General features: G+C 38.2%; 18 protein-coding genes. 11 read left to right on the top strand and 7 right to left on the bottom strand.

Annotated elements, in window-relative coordinates; translation table 11 throughout:
* Positions 1–37 precede the first annotated feature (37 nt).
* Positions 38–664 (bottom strand): lysophospholipid acyltransferase family protein, encoded by a 627-nt coding sequence (locus EG365_RS04555; protein WP_000434847.1) that lies wholly within the window; start codon positions 662–664, stop codon positions 38–40.
* A 127-nt stretch (positions 665–791) separates the two neighbouring features.
* Between EG365_RS04555 and EG365_RS04550 the strand changes: the two genes are divergently transcribed.
* The 5 genes from EG365_RS04550 (at position 792) to EG365_RS04530 (ending at position 7,771) form a co-directional block, all read left to right on the top strand.
* Positions 792–2,039: an MFS transporter gene (locus EG365_RS04550; RefSeq protein ID WP_000489706.1), complete on the top strand. Its 1,248-nt coding sequence runs from the start codon at positions 792–794 to the stop codon at positions 2,037–2,039.
* Between the two features lie 545 nt (positions 2,040–2,584).
* Complete coding sequence (locus EG365_RS04545) at positions 2,585–3,889, top strand: DcaP family trimeric outer membrane transporter (protein ID WP_000362914.1); 1,305 nt, start codon at positions 2,585–2,587, stop codon at positions 3,887–3,889.
* Between the two features lie 183 nt (positions 3,890–4,072).
* Positions 4,073–5,722 carry a phosphoethanolamine transferase gene (locus EG365_RS04540; protein WP_002017062.1) on the top strand — a complete coding sequence of 550 codons (1,650 nt, stop codon included), beginning with the start codon at positions 4,073–4,075 and terminating at the stop codon, positions 5,720–5,722.
* Positions 5,723–5,736: 14 nt separating this feature from the next.
* A complete protein-coding gene (locus EG365_RS04535; protein WP_000161505.1) occupies positions 5,737–6,411 on the top strand; it encodes a response regulator transcription factor in 675 nt (224 codons plus the stop codon).
* A 25-nt stretch (positions 6,412–6,436) separates the two neighbouring features.
* On the top strand, positions 6,437–7,771 hold the full coding sequence (locus EG365_RS04530) for a two-component system sensor histidine kinase PmrB (protein WP_000559382.1): 1,335 nt from the start codon (positions 6,437–6,439) through the stop codon (positions 7,769–7,771).
* Here EG365_RS04530 and EG365_RS04525 read toward each other — a convergent pair whose 3' ends face one another.
* The 3 genes from EG365_RS04525 to EG365_RS04510 form a co-directional block, all read right to left on the bottom strand.
* Positions 7,772–8,470, bottom strand: a complete 699-nt coding sequence (locus EG365_RS04525; protein WP_000184466.1) for a phosphatase PAP2 family protein — start codon at positions 8,468–8,470, stop codon at positions 7,772–7,774. It abuts the gene before it with no gap.
* Positions 8,471–8,622: 152 nt separating this feature from the next.
* Positions 8,623–9,810, bottom strand: coding sequence for an ammonium transporter (locus EG365_RS04520; RefSeq protein WP_002001094.1), 1,188 nt, complete (start codon positions 9,808–9,810; stop codon positions 8,623–8,625).
* Positions 9,811–10,112: 302 nt separating this feature from the next.
* Complete coding sequence (locus EG365_RS04510; RefSeq protein WP_000144729.1) at positions 10,113–10,997, bottom strand: LysR family transcriptional regulator; 885 nt, start codon at positions 10,995–10,997, stop codon at positions 10,113–10,115.
* Positions 10,998–11,113: 116 nt separating this feature from the next.
* On the opposite strand from EG365_RS04510, the gene EG365_RS04505 reads away from it, so the two are divergent.
* The 3 genes from EG365_RS04505 to EG365_RS04495 all read left to right on the top strand — a co-directional run bounded on the left by EG365_RS04505 (position 11,114) and on the right by EG365_RS04495 (position 13,852).
* On the top strand, positions 11,114–12,019 hold the full coding sequence (locus EG365_RS04505; protein ID WP_001084918.1) for an AEC family transporter: 906 nt from the start codon (positions 11,114–11,116) through the stop codon (positions 12,017–12,019).
* Between the two features lie 94 nt (positions 12,020–12,113).
* Complete coding sequence (locus EG365_RS04500) at positions 12,114–13,130, top strand: molecular chaperone DnaJ (RefSeq protein ID WP_000006933.1); 1,017 nt, start codon at positions 12,114–12,116, stop codon at positions 13,128–13,130.
* A 137-nt stretch (positions 13,131–13,267) separates the two neighbouring features.
* Positions 13,268–13,852, top strand: coding sequence for a methyltransferase domain-containing protein (locus tag EG365_RS04495; RefSeq protein ID WP_001003239.1), 585 nt, complete (start codon positions 13,268–13,270; stop codon positions 13,850–13,852).
* 56 nt (positions 13,853–13,908) lie between these two features.
* On the opposite strand, the gene EG365_RS04490 is transcribed toward EG365_RS04495, so the two are convergent.
* Positions 13,909–16,788: a valine--tRNA ligase gene (locus tag EG365_RS04490; protein ID WP_000128713.1), complete on the bottom strand. Its 2,880-nt coding sequence runs from the start codon at positions 16,786–16,788 to the stop codon at positions 13,909–13,911.
* A 196-nt stretch (positions 16,789–16,984) separates the two neighbouring features.
* On the opposite strand from EG365_RS04490, the gene EG365_RS04485 reads away from it, so the two are divergent.
* From EG365_RS04485 to EG365_RS04475, 3 genes are read left to right on the top strand one after another with little or no spacing between them, the layout of a single operon-like run.
* Entirely contained in the window at positions 16,985–17,662 is a 678-nt protein-coding gene (locus tag EG365_RS04485; RefSeq protein ID WP_000120755.1) for a hypothetical protein, read from the top strand.
* 25 nt (positions 17,663–17,687) lie between these two features.
* Positions 17,688–18,494 carry an SDR family NAD(P)-dependent oxidoreductase gene (locus tag EG365_RS04480; RefSeq protein ID WP_001086064.1) on the top strand — a complete coding sequence of 269 codons (807 nt, stop codon included), beginning with the start codon at positions 17,688–17,690 and terminating at the stop codon, positions 18,492–18,494.
* Positions 18,495–18,548: 54 nt separating this feature from the next.
* The gene (locus EG365_RS04475; protein ID WP_000371754.1) at positions 18,549–18,983 is read left to right on the top strand and encodes a nuclear transport factor 2 family protein; all 435 of its coding nucleotides are present in this window, start codon (positions 18,549–18,551) and stop codon (positions 18,981–18,983) included.
* Here EG365_RS04475 and EG365_RS04470 read toward each other — a convergent pair.
* Both EG365_RS04470 and EG365_RS04465 read right to left on the bottom strand, forming a co-directional pair.
* Entirely contained in the window at positions 18,980–19,414 is a 435-nt protein-coding gene (locus EG365_RS04470) for a YbjQ family protein (RefSeq protein WP_000369288.1), read from the bottom strand. The genes EG365_RS04475 and EG365_RS04470 overlap by 4 nt on opposite strands.
* A gap of 7 nt (positions 19,415–19,421) precedes the next feature.
* A complete protein-coding gene (locus tag EG365_RS04465) occupies positions 19,422–19,769 on the bottom strand; it encodes a YbjQ family protein (protein WP_000927244.1) in 348 nt (115 codons plus the stop codon).
* Positions 19,770–19,846: the final 77 nt, after the last annotated feature.

Below are 19,846 nucleotides of genomic sequence, written 5' to 3'. Positions count from 1 at the left end.
TAAGATGGCCCATCAGACCAGATTCGTTCAATTTTTGCTAGGTTTTTTTCACAAGATTTTGTAAAGGCTCTGCAAGCCAATTACGATTTTTCGGTGATATTTTTCCTTCATAACGTTCAAAAATCTTGGCGAGATCTTCATCATAATTTCCGCTTGGAGTTAAATAGCCTAAGCAGTGAATAGTCTTACGGTCATAATCAAAAGAAAACATCACAATAGGAATATTGGCTTTTGCAGCAATATGGTAAAAACCACTCTTCATTTTTTTTGCTTTCTTACGTGTGCCTTCTGGCGCCATTCCAATCCAGATCTTGTCATACTGTTGAATAGTCGCAACGACTTGTTCAGTCAGACCATTGGCCGAGTCACGTTTTACAGGAATAACGCCCGCCCAATCTAAAACCCGTTTAAAAGGTGGCTTAAATAAACTGTCTTTACCTAGCACCGTAATTTGAATACCGAGTCCAAAAATGGCAAGAAAACCATACCAGCCATCAATATTGGAGGTGTGGGGAGAAATAATGGCTACAGCTTTAGGAAAGTTGGGAACTTCACCTTCTATAGTCCAGCCTTGTGCCAAAAAGAGTTTTTTAAATAATGCTCGACTTAAAGCATTACCACGTTGGGGAACCTGAGACGGTAGATTAGGGAAATGTTGTTCCATATTTTTAAGTTTTAAATCATCCTTTGTTTTATCTTAATCTTTTGAAATCTGCGCTTCATTGGCAAAATGTAAGACCACGCATGGTATTTCATGTTATTACCGCACAAATAAATAAAAGTAGGTATATATGTTCCGACAGCAAAATCTTTATCTTTTGCTCTTTTCCTTATATTGGGCACAAGGTTTGCCTGTAGGTTTTATGACGCATGCCTTACCTGTCATATTAAGAGCTCAAGGTGTATCTCTTGCCCATATTGGTGGTTTTGGGCTGCTCATGTTGCCTTGGTCAATCAAAATATTTTGGGCGCCGTGGGTAGATCGACATGCCATCTCGCATTTAGGTCACTATCGTAGCTGGATTTTACCCGCTCAGTTTTTGACGGTGGGTGTACTTTGTATTTTATCTTTTTTCCCTATACAAGTTTTAGATCAGCCTCTTTATCTCTTTATATTTTTTATTACGCTGTTATTTATGAACTTAACAGGCGCAACTCAAGATATCGCGACCGATGCTTTAGCGGTCAATTTATTGCAACACGATCAGCAACATTGGGGAAATACTTTTCAAGTTGTAGGTTCACGACTTGGTTTTATTGTAGGCGGGGGAGCCGTGTTATGGTGCCTAGACTGGTTATCATGGCAGCCGACTTTTCTATTATTAGCCGCTTTAGTCTTTATTAATACCTTACCTATTTTACTATTTAAAGAGCCATCTCATACTTCTCATTCACCTCATCAATATAGCCAACCACGTCTAGTTACAAAGATTAAAGCTTACTTGGGGTACTTCTCTCAAAATAAGGAACTTCGTTCTTGGTTAATCGTCCTTATAACTTTTAAGGTTGCAGATGGTTTAGCCGGGCCATTACTTAAACCTTTAATGGTAGATATGGGTTTAAGTTTTACTCAGATTGGTATTTACATCACCATGCTTGGGGCTGTTGCTGCTTTATTGGGGGCACTTATTGCTGGCTGGATGTTAAAACATATTTCTAGGTCCACAGCATTAATGACTTTTTCGATATTAAAAATTATGAGTTTAGGGAGCTATGCGTATTTGGCTTATGCTTATGAACAAAAGATAAAAATAAATGCATGGCTTATCTATGCCGTAAATGCCCTGGAAGATGCTTTTGCTGCCATGCTACTGGTTGTGATGTTAACTTTGGTTATGCATTATAGTCGAAAAAACTATGCGGGTACCGATTTTACTTTTCAGGTTTCAGTCATGGCGACAGTCAGTGGTGGTCTTTATAGCTTTAGTGGAGTCATTGCAGATGCGCTTGGTTATTTCCATTATTTGATAGCTATTGTCAGTATTGCGGTACTCTTTTTAATTCCTATTTACTTATGGAAAGCTGCCAAAACTGTATAAAAAATAACATTAAGTAGATGAAATAAAGAGACTTAAATATAAATAAGCTGCACTAAAAAATCATACTTATATTTTTAGCCAATCTTTTAAAAATGTATATTTTTGGCTATTTAAATGGCTTATTAATTGTGCCATCTTGTTTGGAAAGCAAAAGGAAGCTGCAAGGAGAGAAGTGGATGCAAATAACAAGAAAAATCATGTGAATCAAATAAGACTGGCAAAAAAATATTCATTTAGATTGGATATTAGCCTAAAGTCTAAAAAAGAATAATGAAATAATGATTTAATCATTCTATAAGATAAGAGAGTTGTGTAGGATTCGTTACAACATGAAGTTAAGGTAAAGGTTCTGTAAACCAAAAAGTAAATGCTGATTCTTTTGGACCGGAATTTTTAATCTTACCCAGCGTTAAAATTGGTTTTGATTGCGGTAATAAAATTAATGCAATCAAATTTGGAGGATGGTTGATTCTTTAGTGCTTAATGGTCACACGAATCAACTTGGCATGGACAGGCAGCATAAAATATATTTTTAGGAGTCTTTGATGGATCTATTCCTTAATCGTAAATCGTTTGTTGTTAAAAGTTTAGCTATTACAGTAACAGCTTTAATGATGAGTGGGGCAAATGCGGCAACTTCTGATAAAGAGGAAATTCGAAAGCTTCGTCAAGAAGTTGAAGCATTAAAAGCATTAGTTCAAGAACAACGTCAAGTACAGCAACAACAGCAACAAGTACAGCAGCAACAGCAAGTACAGTTAGCTGAAGTAAAAGCACAACCTCAACCTGTGGCAGCACCAGTGTCTCCATTAGCAGGATTTAAATCTAAAGCTGGCGCTGATGTGAACCTTTATGGTTTTGTTCGTGGCGATGCTAACTATATTATTGAAGGTGCAGATAACGACTTTGGTGATGTAAGTAAGTCAGACGGTAAAACACATGATAAATTACGTGCGACTGCTAAAACAACACGCCTCGGTTTAGATTTTAATACACCTGTTGGAGACGACAAAGTTGGTGGTAAAATCGAAGTCGATTTTGCTGGTTCAACCACAGATTCAAATGGCTCATTGCGTATTCGCCATGCTTATTTAACCTATAACAACTGGTTGTTTGGTCAAACAACTTCAAACTTCTTGGCTAACCATGCACCAGAAATGATCGACTTCTCGACAAACATTGGTGGTGGTACTAAACGTGTACCTCAAGTACGCTATAACTACAAACTAGGCCCAACTACACAATTATTTGTTTCTGCTGAAAAAGGTGATAGTACTACTTCGGTAACAGGTGATAGTATTAAGTATAGCCTACCAGCATTAACTGCTAAAATCACTCAAGGCTATGCAGAAGGCAGAGGTTCTGCTTCAGCTCGTGTTCTGGTAGAAAATTATAAATCACAACTTGCTGATGATGATAAAACTGGTTGGGGCGTTGCAGTTGGTACTGACTTTAAAGTGTCTGATCCTTTAAAACTCTTTGCTGACGCATCATATGTTGTGGGTGATAATAGTTACTTGTATGGTAGTAACTCTCCATACGCAGTAGATGGGAATTCTATTGAGCAAAATGAATTTGTAGCAGTACAAGTGGGTGGAACTTATAAGATTTTACCTAACTTACGTTCTACTTTAGCGTATGGTGCTCAGTTCTCTGATGATGGCACTGATTATGCGAGATTAAATGCCTCTGCAAATGAAAAAGTTCAACAAGCATGGATCAACTTTATCTATACGCCAGTTAAACCAATTGATTTAGGCGTTGAGTATGTAAACGGTAAGCGTGATACCTTTGATGGTAAGTCTTACAAAGATAACCGTGTTGGTTTAATGGCTAAATATAGTTTCTAATAACGATTTTTTTAGCTAAAAATAGAAAAGACGAGGTTAAACTTAACCTCGTCTTTTTTTATTTGTTAAATTTAAAAAATAATAATGAAATAAAGTCTCTAAATTAGATCATTTTTTATTTAAGTCATTTTTAAGTTTCAATTTCTACATTAAAGCATCATAAAAAGATTGTAGTCACTCACGATGCTGAATTTTTTTTCAACATTAAGAAATAAACAGATTTCCCTGTTTATGTTTAATCTCATTATAGCCATTTGGCTAGGTGCAATTTTAAATATTGGTTTTTATCATCAAGTCCATACTTTAACTCCATATTTTGGAGTAAAGGCTATTTTGTTTTTAGCTGCTACTCTCATAATTCTTGTTGCTACCTATTATGCGGTTTTACAAATCTTAAATTGGAAATGGACTGCCAAAATCTTTGCAATTTTATTGATATTTATTGGTGGTTTTAGCTCTTATTTTGTAAACACATTAGGTGTCATTATTTCACCCGACCAAATTCAAAATATGGTGCAGACCGATGTTTCGGAAGTTACCGATCTAATCTCTTTACGCTTTGTTTTATGGACAATTTTTTTTGTTATTTTACCCATTTTTTTAATTACTCAAGTTAAATTTAAACAAGAAAAAGTATCACGGTTGTTATTGAAGAAAGTATTCTCACTGGTAGCTTCATTGGCCGTGGTCGGTGTTTTACTTTTTACCTACTATGTCGATTTTGCTGCAATATTTCGTGAGCATCGTGATTTAAAAGGGATGATTTCACCGCAAAATAGTATTTCATCGCTTATGTCTTACTACCATAAGAAGGCTCCGAAGAAAAATCTGCCTCTTGTGATATATGGACAAGATGCTCATCAAGTTCAGCGCGTACAAAAGAATCTCCCTAAGTTAATGATACTTGTTGTGGGTGAAACGGCACGTGCCGAAAGTTTCTCTCTAAATGGGTATGCAAAAAATACGAATCCGGAGCTTTCTAAACAAGATATTTTCAACTTCTCTCAAGTGAGCTCATGCGGTACGGCAACAGCGGTTTCTGTGCCATGTATGTTCTCGGGTATGCCACGTGTAGATTATGATGAGCAATTAGCCAGTCACCGCGAAGGTTTACTAGATATTGCAAAACGTGCGGGTTACCAAGTAACTTGGATTGATAATAACTCGGGTTGTAAAGGTGCATGTGATCGCGTTGAGCAATACCAGATTCCAGAAAACTTAAAGAAAAAATGGTGTAAAGATGGCGAATGTTATGATGACATTCTCATTGACAGCTTAAAGCAGTATTTGTCTACTATTGCCAAAGATGATGATCGTCCACGTTTGATTGTTTTGCATCAGGTGGGTAGTCATGGACCTGCATATTACAAGCGTGCGCCTGAAGCATATCAACCCTTTAAACCGACTTGTGATACGAATGCGATACAGGGCTGTTCGCAAACCGAATTGCTAAATAGTTATGATAATACAATCGTATATACAGACCATGTATTAAGCCAAATGATTAATACTCTAAAAGAAATATCAAAATATCAGACAGGTTTATGGTATTTATCTGATCATGGCGAATCAACCGGAGAACATGGTTTATATTTACATGGTTCACCTTATGCAATCGCACCGAGCCAACAAACACATGTACCAATGATTATGTGGTTCTCTGAAAGTTGGAAACAACATAATCTTGCTCAAGTGAATTGTTTAAGCCAACAAACTAAACAAAAGTTAAGTCAGGATAATTTATTCCCAAGTTTGTTAAGTTTGCTGGATGTAACAACTCAGGTCATCAACCCTCAACTGGACATGTTGCACTCTTGTGCCCATGTAAACTAAAGCGAGCCTAGAACATGACAAAAATCTTGATGATTGAAGATGATTTTATGATTGCAGAATCAACGATCACGTTGCTGCAATATCATCAATTTGAGGTGGAATGGGTCAATAACGGTTTAGATGGTTTGGCTCAGTTGGCGAAGACTAAATTTGATCTTATTCTTTTGGATTTAGGATTGCCTATGATGGATGGTATGCAAGTTTTAAAGCAGATCCGTCAAAGAGCAGCAACACCAGTATTAATTATTTCTGCTCGAGATCAATTACAAAACCGTGTCGATGGTTTAAATTTGGGTGCAGATGATTATTTAATTAAACCTTATGAGTTTGATGAGTTGCTTGCCCGTATTCATGCATTACTACGCCGTAGTGGAGTAGAAGCTCAACTTGCGAGTCAAGATCAACTATTAGAAAGTGGTGATCTGGTTTTAAATGTTGAACAGCATATTGCGACGTTTAAAGGCCAACGCATTGATTTATCAAATCGTGAATGGGCAATCTTAATTCCACTTATGACTCACCCAAATAAAATCTTTTCTAAAGCCAACTTAGAAGATAAGTTATATGATTTTGATAGTGATGTGACCAGTAATACTATTGAAGTATATGTTCACCATTTAAGAGCGAAGCTGGGTAAAGATTTTATTCGAACCATCCGAGGACTGGGCTACCGTTTGGGGCAATCATAATTTAAAATTTCGGGACTTCATAAAAGTGCATTATTCATTAAAAAAACGACTGATTTGGGGCACCTCAATTTTCAGTGTCATCTTAGGTTGTATTTTAATTTTTAGTGCTTATAAGGTTGCACTTCAAGAAGTCGATGAAATTCTAGATACTCAAATGAAGTATTTAGCGGAAAGAACAGCTGAGCACCCTTTAAAAACTGTAAGCAGTAAGTTTGATTTTCATAAAACTTACCACGAAGAAGATCTGTTTATCGATATCTGGGCTTATAAGGATCAGGCCCATTTGTCTCATCATTTACATTTGCTGGTTCCACCTGTTGAGCAAGCGGGATTTTATTCTCATAAAACCGCTCAAGGTATAGTCAGAACTTATGTTTTACCTTTGAAGGATTATCAGATTCAGGTCAGTCAGCAAGAGAGGGTTCGTGAAGCTTTCGCTTGGGAGCTTGCGGGCAGTATGTTTATTCCGTATTTAATTATTTTACCTTTTGCAATATTTGCCTTAGCAGCCATTATTCGTCGTGGTTTAAAACCAATAGATGATTTTAAAAATGAGTTAAAAGAACGCGATTCCGAAGAACTCACACCAATTGAAGTACATGATTATCCTCAAGAGCTTTTACCTACTATTGACGAAATGAACCGTCTTTTTGAGCGCATTTCTAAAGCGCAAAATGAACAGAAGCAATTTATTGCCGATGCTGCTCATGAATTACGAACACCTGTGACTGCATTGAACTTACAAACCAAGATTTTGCTAAGCCAGTTTCCTGAGCATGAATCATTGCAAAACTTAAGCAAGGGTTTGGCGCGTATTCAGCATTTGGTGACTCAGCTTTTAGCATTGGCAAAGCAAGATGTAACTTTAAGTATGGTCGAGCCTACTGGTTATTTTCAACTCAATGATGTGGCATTAAATTGTGTGGAGCAGTTGGTCAACTTGGCTATGCAAAAAGAAATCGATTTAGGTTTTGTTAGAAATGAACCCATCGAAATGCATAGTATTGAACCTACTGTACATTCGATTATTTTTAATTTAATTGATAATGCAATTAAGTACACCCCGCATCAGGGTGTTATTAATATTTCAGTTTATACCGATCCAGATCACTACGCATGTATTCAAATTGAAGATAGCGGTGCAGGAATAGACCCTGAAAATTACGATAAAGTCCTTAAGCGTTTTTATCGCGTGCATCACCATCTTGAGGTGGGAAGTGGTCTAGGTTTATCTATTGTAGATCGTGCAACTCAAAGGCTTGGTGGGACTTTAACTCTCGATAAGAGCTTAGAGCTTGGCGGTCTTTCTGTATTAGTGAAATTACCTAAAGTTTTACATTTACATGAAACAAGAGTGTGATTACGTAAGTTCTTGTTTCACTTGTTTTTCAAACTCAAAACGATGAATACAAATCGCATAAAATAAAATATTTATTGCCCAAACGACCCAGCCTGTCCATAAGTTATGGCTTAGAAAATGTGCTCCTCGCATCATTTGCGCCCAACCCATCATGAAACCTAATAAAATACCGGAGAATAAATAAAAGTAAGCACGTTTAGGTTGTTCAAGACGATAAACAAAATAACCTGTCATTAAAATAAAACCTGCACTTGCATGACCGCCTGGAAAACAATGGCCATGTTTAGCGCTAAAGTCCCAAATATAGCTTCCTAAAGTATTAGGGTGAACCATATTCCAAGGGCAGGCGTGAGCAGATTGTGACTTTATTAGGCCAACTATACTGCTACCGAGCATACTGACAAAAAACATATAGCCATATTGCCAGCGATAAGGTTTTAATTTTTTTAATTTAAATGACGCAAGCCATAAACCAAAAAAGATAACATAAACGGCGGTGATGATTTGTTTTACAATTTCATGATTAAGTCTTTCAAGATACCAATTGTCCCGATTGAAAAAATGACCTGTTGAATCAATCCAAGGTTGGATGAGGTACATATCAATTTTCCCACCGACTGGAAATACAAATAGAAGAATAAAAAAACTGAAAAAAAGAAAGAGAATATTAATTTGGAAAAAAAGTTTTTGATTAGTCATTCTGATGCAATATCAATCGACAATAGGTGCGACTAATTACATAAAATTAATCTTAAATTGCTCTTAAACTATACTGGTGAAAGAAGTTCAATTTTCCTTAAAAAATAAAAAAGCGACGAATAGTATCGTCGCCTTAAGCACTTTAGAAAGTATTAAAACATACCTTCTTCAGAGTTTGCTGAGATCTTATGAATAGATAAGTCTGCACCACGGAACTCATCTTCTTGAGATAGGCGAATGCCAATGGTCGCTTTAAGGATGCCATAAACAATGAAACCGCCAGCCAGTGCAATGGCAATCGCGAGTGCTGTACCGATGAGCTGAGAGATGAATGATACGCCGCCTAAACCACCTAGCCATTTTTGACCAAAAATACCTACGGCAATACCACCAAATGCACCGCATACACCATGTAGCGGCCAGACACCAAGAACGTCATCAACTTTGAGTTTGTTTTGGGTATAGGTGAATAGATACACGAACATAGCACCTGCTGCACCACCAATTACAAGTGCACTGACTGGATGCACAATGTCAGAACCTGCGCAAATAGCGACTAAACCCGCAAGTGGACCGTTGTGTAAGAAACCAGGGTCATTTTTCCCAATCGCATTTGCTGTAATCGTTCCGCCTACCATTGCCATAAGGGAGTTAATCGCAACGAGACCAGAGATTGCATCAACACGCTGAGCACTCATCACATTAAAGCCAAACCAGCCTACGATCAAAATCCATGAACCAAGCGCCAAAAATGGAATAGAAGAAGGTGGGTGAGCACTTACACGACCATCTTTCTTATAACGGCCAGAACGTGCGCCCAATAAAATGACAGCAGCAAGTGCTATCCAACCGCCCATGGCATGAACTACGACTGAACCCGCAAAGTCATGAAAAGCTGCGCCAAAAGTTGTTTCTAACCACTTTTGCAGACCGTAGTTGCCATTCCAGACCATTCCCTCGAAGAACGGATAAACCAGTGCAACCAATGCGAGTGTGGCAATCGCTTGTGAACGCATTTTTGCGCGTTCTGCAATACCGCCAGAAATGATGGCAGGAATGGCCGCAGCAAAAGTGAGTAAAAAGAAGCAACGCATAAGGTTATAGCCATGATCATTGGATAAAACCGTACCATCATGGAAGAAGTGCTGGCCATAAGAGATGTAGTAACCAACAAAGAAATATGCGATTGCGGAGAGGGCAAAGTCAGTCAGAATTTTACTAAGCGCGTTCACCTGATTTTTGTGGCGAACTGTACCAAGTTCCAAGAATGCAAAACCTGCGTGCATGGCAAGAACCAAAACTGCACCAAGTAATAAGAAAAACAGATCTACATTTTGCATAGCATGCTCGAAAAAAGTGCTAAATTCCATTTTGGAACAAATCTGGGTCTGTAAATTGCACCAAAATAGATTTAAGGAATCTAAAAACCTAAGTTTGTCGAAACAAACTCAATTGCATAAAAGTGAATATGCAATAAGCGCACCAATTTGGATTGAAATAGAGGATTTTGGCGATAAATGGTGCGTTGATTTATTCAAGATAGGGCAATAAGGGCGCTTTTTACGTTACAAGTCATCTAATATGTTGATAAATTGATCTGAAAGAGATCATTATTAAATTTTTAAAAATTATCTATATTTAATTAATGATCAGACCAAACCTCTTGAGCAACTTCAATAAATGCTTTTACGGCTGGACTGATGTGTTTTTTGTTTTTTACTGCAAGACCAATAGAACGTTTAAGGTTTGGTTTAAAAGGGCGTTTAACTACGTTTGGATAAAGCGAGAGTAGCTCTTTGGTGATCACCATATCAGAGACAATCGAAATCCCTAACTGGTTGTGAACCATACTGACAATACTCAAAATTTGTGAAACATAAAATTTGATGTCTGGTTTGACATTAAAATTTTTTAAAATTAATTCGACCTGATGTCGACTACCCGCCATTGTCATAATGAAAGGACAATTTTCTAACTGTGCTGGATCAATATAGAGTTGTTGGGCGAGCGGGTAACCACTCGGAATTAAGGCAACAAAACGATCTTCAATTAAGGGAAATGTATCAAAACGCTCATCTGGCATAATCAAAAAACCAACTTCGATGCGTCGCTCTAATAACCACTGAGCAACTTCTTTATCTTCACCTTCATCAATATAAATTTCGATTTTGGGGTAGCATTGCCGAAAGGCTTCTAAAATTTCAGGCAATAGATAAATAGAGGATGAAGCCCCAAAAGATCCAATACGTAGTGTGCCTTCGTTTAAACCATGGATTGCAGCCACTTCTTTTTCTAAGGTATCGGAAATACTCAATAGCTCTTTTACATGGGTTAATAACTGCTGACCTGTCGTCGTCAGCTCAATATCGCTTTGAGTTCTTGAAATCAGGTTAATGCCCCATTGTTGTTCTAATGATTTAAGCGCATGGGAAACTGCCGACTGTGAAATTCCCAGCTTTTCTGCTGTAGCAGTAAAGCTTTTTAGTTCAGCAATGAGTGCGAAAATTTCAAGCTGGGTAAATGTCATGTTGTACTTATTATGAGTAAAAACTCATTTTATCATGAGTTTTCATTATCTTTAATATATGAGTAAGCCAAGTTAGTTCCCAAACTAGCAAGCCTCAACAAAACTCGAGTAAAGAAATGAATAGTATTGTTTTATCTCTTTTTCCTTTAGTTGCATTAATTGCATCGGGATACTTATTTAAAAAATATCGTTTTTTTAGCGATGAGTTTTGGGCTGGGGCAGAGAAGCTGAATTATTATATTTTATTTCCAGCTTTGCTTTTTAGTACGCTATCGACCGCAAAAATTGACTTACAAAGCTTGAGTACAGCCATCATTGCGATGTTGGTTGTGGTTTTAGCAGTGACCGCTTTTTTATACATACTTCGAATGTTTTGGCACATACCACCCGCACGTTTTGGTGTGCATGTACAAAGTATGGTTCGCTTTAATACCTATATTGGTTTGGCTTTAGTCACTTCGCTTTTTAAAAGTGAAGGAATGGCAATTCTGGCAATTTTATTGGCGCTTTGCATTCCGCTTGTGAATGTTATTTCGGTGCTTGCTCTAACCTCTAAAGAACATATGGCAATTAAACCTGTTTTGATTGCACTCCTTAAAAACCCGTTGATTGCATCATGTGTGATTGGAGCCGTAGTCAATGCGCTTCATATTCCTATTTGGGAAGGCTTTACTCAGTTTATTAAGCTTTTTTCAGTGTCGAGTTTGCCACTAGGGTTGTTATGTGTTGGCGCAGCTTTACAGTTTATGCAAATTAAAAAAGACATTGTGGTATTGGCAGCAGACACGTTTGCACGACTTTTAGCAGTTCCTGCTTTGGCTTATATGGTCTGCATGTGGTTTGATTTACCAAGTTTGCAAACGCAAATTTTAGTTATTTTCTTTGCGCTACCGACTGCTTCTGCTTCATACATTTTAACCAAAGTTTTGGGTGGAGATAGTCAGCTTATGGCAGCCGTGATTAGCTTTCAAACTTTATGCACCGCCGTGACTTTACCACTGGTGATTTGGTGGATTTCTTAAGATATAAATTTTAGGCTTTTTAACACTTAAAGAATGCTGGCTACCTTCCTCATATAATTATTGCTACACTTTTTTCTTTTTCGGGTGGATGAGTATGTCCTTTGATCTCAAAGTGAGCTTGCAGCAAAGGTCTGAACCATCTGCACAGCAGAAAAAACTGAATCGCCTGATTGATAAAATAGAACAGCAAAAAGTTAGTCTGAGCACATGGCAAAATGCACAAGCTGAGATTCAACAGTACATACGACAAAAACTGATGCCTGTATATAATGATTTACATACAGTGCTATTTCAGCAGTTAGAGCAACTTTGGAATATATTACATAGCCATGAGTTTTCCAAAGCAGACATACAACAACTGGATGAAAAAATTGCCCAGCTTGCACAAATGTTGAAGCGCTCAAAAATGTTATCTGCTGAACAGGTGGATTTAGTGAAGCAGATCGATAACTTTTATCAGCAACATGCAGCGGAATCGGCAAAAAAGAATAGAAAAGCTCAGTCAATAAAATCTGAATATGAAGAAAGCGTTGATCAAGGTTTAGAGTTAGAAGAAGACTTTGAACGGTATGCGGCTGAGCAACAACAAGCGCGGAAACAAGCTAAACAGCAAAGACAGCAACAAAAACGTGAACAAGCTGAGCAAATGGCAGCCCAGTCACTCAAAACAGTTTATTTAAAAATTGCCGCGATGATTCACCCAGACCGTGAGCAAGATGAAACTAAAAAAGAAGAAAAAACTGAGTTGTTCCAACAAGCAAGTCAGGCCTATGAAAAACAGGACTTGTTTTACTTACTCAAACTCCAGTTACAGCTTGAACAGAATAAAGGGCTAGGCGCTAAAGAGTTATCTGCTGAGCAGTTGCGGTTTTATAAACTGGCTTTGGATGCACAAAGTCAGCAGCTTGAAAGTCAAATTGCTGAGATTTTAGATTCTTTTCAGTTAGCCAAGAATGTGAAAGTAGAGCATGTACATATTAGTGATGTGTATAAAGCTGTAGATGCTGATTGTGCTGAGCTAAAGCAGCAGTTGAAGTGGGAAAAGGAACGTTTAAAGCATATGAAAAAGGTAAGTGGGGTGGAGATGTTATTGGGGCATGGGGTGCTTTAATCAGTTTCTAGGTTTTATGTGCAGCCATGAGACTACCGATGATTTGATAAGGTATAAATTCTGAAATAGGAAATCGTTGAGATTGGATTTTTTATAAAATATAGTGTGGAAATTATAAAAATTAAAAGATCGGATTTATGAATGAAAAACTTATTCAATTATCAAAAGAACTTAAACATAGACCTATTTTAGAGAAGGCTTTAGGTTATTTTCCTAACTTACCTTTAGTTGCTATCGATTGTGGCTGTGGCGCTGGCAATGAATCTGCTTATCTACTCTCAAAGGGATTTAATGTTCATGCTTTTGATATTTCAATTGATGCGCAAAAAGTCTGTACTGATAGATTTAAAGATGACTCTAAATTTATTTTCTATCATGAATCTTTTGAAGACTTTAATTTCCCGTCTTCAAGCTTAATTATTGCTTCATCAAGTCTGTTCTTTTGTAACCCAAGTTATTTTTATAGCGTAATTAAACGAATGATAAATGCTCTTTCTGAAGGTGGAATTCTTGTAGTTGATTTATTGGGAATTTATGATGAGTGGGTTATTAGAGAACCTACAAAATTTATAGGATTTACTTATCAAGATATAGCTGATTTATTCTTATGTGATTTTAATCTGCTGTTTCATAAAGAAATTAATGAAAATTTACCTTTATTGGAAGGTTATATAAAAACATGGCATCTTCATATGCTGATTCTACAGAAAAGTGATTTTTAAATATAGAAAACCCAGAACCTGCTTGCACAGATTCTGGGTTCATTTAACTAATTAAATTAAAGCGCAGCAATTTGCTCCATATTCGCTTTAACTTTATCTAACTGCGCAGCAAACTCAGCAAGCTTCGCTTTTTCACCTTCAACAACCGCTGCTGGTGCTTTAGATACAAAGCCTTCATTTGCAAGTTTATTTGCAATTTGGTCGTGTTGCTTTTGGATTTTATCCAAGTCTTTTTGCAAACGGCCAAGCTCAGCTTTAGGGTCAATTAAGCCTTTCATTGGTACAAATACCGATGCATGACCTACAACACTTGAAGAAGAAAGCGGTGGTTCTTGATCTTTACCTAAGAACTCAATACTTTCAACTTTAGCCAATGCTTTGAACAACGCTTCAATACGAGTAATTTGCTCACGTTCAGCATTAGAAATGTTTTGAAGTAATACTGGTAATAAACGCGCATTACCTAAGCCCATTTCACCGCGAATGTTACGTACCGCACCAATCAAACCTTGAAGCCATTGCATATCTGCTTCAGCTTGTTCATTGATTTTTGCTTGCTCAGGAATAGGATATTGAGCAGTCATAATGGTTGGGCCGCCTTGACCAAGCATTGGTGCAAGTGTTTGCCAGATTTCTTCTGTCAAATATGGCATTAATGGATGAGCCAAACGTAATGATGCTTCCATGACAGCAAGCAATACACGGCGTACTTCAGCTTTACGTTCTTCTGAAACTTCTGCATCGTTCAGAACTGGTTTAGTTAACTCAACGTACCAGTCGCAGTATTCATTCCAGATAAAGTCATAAATCGCTTGAGCAGCAAGGTCTAAACGGTAAGTTGCAAACGCTTGGTGTACAGCAGCTTCAGCTTTTTGCAGACGGCTGATAATCCATTGTTCTGGAAGTTCCCAAAGATCAGGACGTGCTTCTTGACCGACAGTTTGGCCTTCAACATTCATCAGAACGAAACGTGTTGCATTCCAGATTTTGTTACAGAAGTTACGGTAACCTTCAACACGTTTTAAGTCGAACTTGATGTCACGACCAGTGTTTGCAAGGGCACAGAACGTGAAACGAACTGCGTCAGTACCATAAGCATTAATGCCTTCTGGGAATTCTTTACGCGTTGATTTTTCAATCTTCGCAGCATCTTTCGGGTTCATTAGGCCAGTCGTACGTTTTGCGACTAAGCTTTCTAAATCGATACCGTCAATCAAGTCTAATGGGTCAAGAACGTTACCTTTAGACTTCGACATTTTTTGACCTTCACCATCACGTACCAAGCCGTGAACGTAAACCGTCTTAAATGGAATTTGAGATGAACCATCTTCATTTTTCATGAAGTGCATGGTCATCATGATCATGCGGGCAACCCAGAAGAAGATAATGTCAAAACCAGTCACCAACACGTCAGTCGGGTGGAAAGTTTTGAGTTCAGGCGTTTGTTCTGGCCAGCCTAAAGTTGAGAATGTCCAAAGTGCAGATGAGAACCATGTATCAAGTACGTCTTCGTCTTGTTTAAGCTCAACATCGGCCGCGATGTTATTTTTCGCGCGAACTTCTTCTTCGCTACGGCCAACATAGATGTTGCCATCAGCATCGTACCAAGCTGGAATACGGTGACCCCACCAAAGCTGACGTGAAATACACCAGTCTTGAATGTCACGCATCCATGCCATGTACATATTGCTGTACTGCTCTGGAACAAACTTAATACGACCATCTTGAACCGCTTCAATTGCAGGCTCTGCAAGAGGCGCAATTTTTACGTACCATTGGTCAGTCAGTAACGGCTCAATAATCACACCAGAACGGTCACCGCGTGGCGCTTTTAAGTCATACGGTTGGATTTGGTCTAACCAGCCTTCAGCTTCCGCTTGAGCAACTAATTTTTTACGTGCTTCGAAGCGCTCTAAACCAGCATAGTCTGCAGGTGCAGTAATGGTTTTAGAAATTTGTTCACCAGCTTTGGCAATATATTCAAATTCACCTAAAACTTCGGCATTTTTGTTGAAGATATTGATAATTGGCAAGCTATTGCGTTTACCTAACTCATAGTCGTTAAAGTCATGAGCAGGGGTGATTTTTACACAACCAGTACCGAAGTCTTTTTCAACGTAATCGTCAGCAACGATTGGAATTAAACGACCAGTAATTGGCAATACAATATTTTTACCAACAAGGTGTGCATAACGCTCATCTTCAGGGTGAACAGCAACAGCAGTATCACCAAGTAAAGTTTCAGGACGAGTCGTTGCAACTACGAGATAGTCTTTGCCATCTTGAGTTTTAACTGATTTATCTTCAAAGAAATATTTAAAGTGCCAAAGTGAGCCTTTTTCTTCTTTGCTTTCTACTTCAAGGTCAGAAAGAGCAGTTTGAAGTTTAGGGTCCCAGTTTACAAGACGCTTACCACGGTAAATTAAACCGTCTTCGTGCAAACGAACGAAAACTTCTTTCACTGCGTTTGATAAACCTTCATCCATCGTGAAGCGTTCACGTGACCAGTCTACAGACGAACCTAAGCGACGAATTTGTTTGGTAATTGTGCCGCCAGATTGTTCTTTCCATTCCCAAACTTTTTCGATGAACTTTTCACGGCCTAAGTCGTGACGAGTAATACCTTGTAAGCCAAGTTGACGCTCAACAACCATTTGAGTTGCAATACCAGCATGGTCGGTACCCGGTTGCCACAAAGTGTTTTTACCCATCATACGGTTATAACGGGTGAGGGCATCCATAATGGCATTGTTAAAGCCATGGCCCATGTGCAAACTACCAGTGACGTTTGGTGGTGGAATCATGATACAGAATGATTCACCGTGACCAGAAGGTTTGAAGTAACCTTGTTCTTCCCACGTTTTGTACCACTTCTTTTCGATCTCGGTTGGATCGTAGGTGGTGGCAATATTTTGAGCGGTTTGAGCGTCAGTCATAGTAGCTTAGATCGAATATGCATAAAAAATTGCATCTATTGTAGCAAAAAATTGCCTCGAAATTAATGTGCTGAAAACAGATAAACGGTTTTGTATTTTTTTCAAAAAACGGTAGATTTATGAAGCATGGATCACAATTTAATCGTGTAGAGGCACGGAAGAAAAATTACAAAAGAATTGAAAAGGGATGCGACACATGAGCTACAAAGTTTTTTTAAAGATTTCCGATTCAACCTATACCCAGTTTGCTTCAATTCGAGAGAAATTACATGCTGGGGTAAGAGAAAGCCAGTCGAAAGTATTGGGGGATGTTCTTTCCGATTTGTCGTGTGAAATTATTGAGCAAGTTTTCTCTGTATTGTTAAAGGATGAGCAAGATAACTCGACTATGACTGAAAAACAGCGGTATGAGTCCGAGAAAGTTCTTCAGCAAATTTTAGATACTTTCCGAAAATATATGCCTTGGTCAGTCTCTTTTTTCGGTAATGAAAGACTTTTACCTTTAGTTGATTATATGACCTCACTCATGAAAGAACGTGAGCAAGAGGTTTATATTACATACCCGATCACCCCTCAACTTGTGCAACAGGCCCAAACACTGACGGAACAAATACGTGAGGGCAATATGCAAAGCGTAGAAAAAGCTTTTCAGACCTTAATTCAAATTGTGGATTTAGGTGTAACAAGCCTAGTACGTGAACCTAAAAAACGTTTAAAATTTAATTTGGTTGTCGATAAAACCCTAAATGGGGTCATTAATATGACAACGCATTTGGGCTATAAACGTTTGGAAAAATTGGGGATGCAGGTTGATCAAACGACCGCAACTCATTATATCAACCACTTTTTGGCCTTTATGCATCAAGCAGCATAACTTAAAAAGATAATAGGAAGTTAAAATGGCCAAACTTGATACTTTGCAAAATAAAGTGGTGTGGATTACGGGAGCATCTTCCGGTTTAGGTAAAGCTTTAGCTGGTGAGTTTGCTTTGCAAGGGGTTCAAGTGATTTTAACTTCGCGTCGCTTTGAAGAGTTAGAAGAAGTTCGCGTTGGTTTACTCCATCCGGATCAGCACTTGTCGGTAGTTGCAGACATTACCAACCAACAGCAAGTTCAAGAAGCGTATGAGCAGATTTTAAAAGCCAAAGGTCGAATCGACTGGCTTATTAATAATGCGGGTTTAAGTCAACGTGCTTTGATTCAGGACACCACGATGGAGACTGAAAGAGCCATTATGGAAGTCGATTATTTCTCGCAAGTGGCATTAACCAAAACTGTGCTGCCGACCATGCTTAAACAAAAGTCTGGCCGAGTTGTATTTGTGTCGAGTGTAGCAGGGCTATTAGGTACGCAGTATCGTGCAAGTTATTCGGCTGCTAAAGCTGCAATTCACATGTGGGCCAACAGTTTACGTGCTGAAGTTTCAGATCAGGGCGTTGAAGTTTCTGTGATTTTCCCGGGCTTTGTAAAAACTAATGTTTCATTTAATGCGCTAAATGGTGCAGGGCAACCTCAAGGCCACCAAGATGAAGCAATCGAAAATGGACTAGAGGCCGATGTTTTTGCAGAACAGTCAGTTAAGGCTTTAATGCAAGGACAGGAATATATTGTAGTGGGCGGTACTAAAGAAAAATTAGGCGTGATGGTTTCCCGTATGTCACCGAAACTACTCTATAAAATGATCCGGAAAACAAAAGTGAAATAAAAAAAAGATTTCGCCGTGCTAAATTGATGGAAAAACCCGCATAGAAGGTTCACCATGGATCAAGACTACCATCGTATTTTAGAGGTCATTACGCGTTTTCAATTGGTTTTTGACCAGAAAAATTGGGATGCGTTTGATGAGTTGTTGGCCGATCAACTTGAGGTGGACTATTTGCAGTTTAGAGGGGAGCCTTTATGTGTGGTGTCTTGTCATGAATTTAAAGGTTCTCGGCAACAAGCTTTGTCGCATTTACGACTACAGCACAATTTGAGTAATCCTCTTATTCGGATTGAACAAGACCGAGCATGGCTAGAGTGTAATTATCAAATTTACCGTTTTTCGGAAAATGATTATTTTCATTCTTTTGGTCGCTATTATTTTACTTTGGCAAAACAACAGGATAAATGGAAAATTACCGGAATTTGCCAACACTTAACTAAAAATATTGGCAATCCGCGTATTCACTTTTCTGCTATGGGGCAGTGCTAGTCTTTGACTGCTGTACCATAAGCAAAAACCTCAACCATTCCGCCTTGCATACCGAGTTCGGTTGTACTCAGCCGAACTCCCATAATATGGTTCGCACCTACACTATGTGCTTGTTGTTTTAGTCGTACAATCGCCTCGCGGCGAGCACGCTCAACAATACTTTCATAACTGCTAAGACGACCACCTAAAACGTTTTTTATAGAAGCCAGTACATATTTAAAATAGTCATGCGAAATAACCACATTACTGCTAATAAAATGACCCAACTGGTCGCTTGTGGCAAAACGATTGGTATCAATTCTGATATGGGCAAATTGTTGCTCTTTTTCTAGAAGCTCATTTAAATGTTTTCGTTCAATATGGCGGCCAAAAGCCCAACCAATACTGAAAAGAATGAGAAAAATAACAAGCTGAAAAATAAGATTGTCCATTTTCTACCTATGCACTAAATGGATCGGGTAGATGAGGTGCTGGCTGCACAACTACTGCTGTGCCATATACAAATAATTCAGAAGCACCTTGGGCAATATTTGAGGTAGAAAAACGAATACCAACAATTGCATTGGCACCAAGTTGCTGGGCTTTTACAATCATACGTTGCATAGCCTCTTGTCGAGATTCTTCTAATAATTCGGTATAACCCGTAAGTTCACCACCTACAATATTTTTTAAACTTGCCATCAAGTCGCGACCCACATGCTTACTACGGACGGTACTCCCGTAAACGACATCAAGCTGCTTTAAAATTTGATGGCCTGGAACACTTTCTAAATTACTTAATAACATTGTTTTTTATCAAACTAAATTTCTTAAGCTTTCAAGATAAAAAATATTCAGATGAGTTGCAATAAAAAAGCCCACCA

The organism is Acinetobacter sp. FDAARGOS_494 (assembly GCF_003812225.1).
Lineage (GTDB): Bacteria > Pseudomonadota > Gammaproteobacteria > Pseudomonadales > Moraxellaceae > Acinetobacter > Acinetobacter baumannii.
The sequence above is the reverse complement of the archived record's forward strand: the minus strand, read 5'-3'. Positions and strand labels throughout refer to the sequence as shown.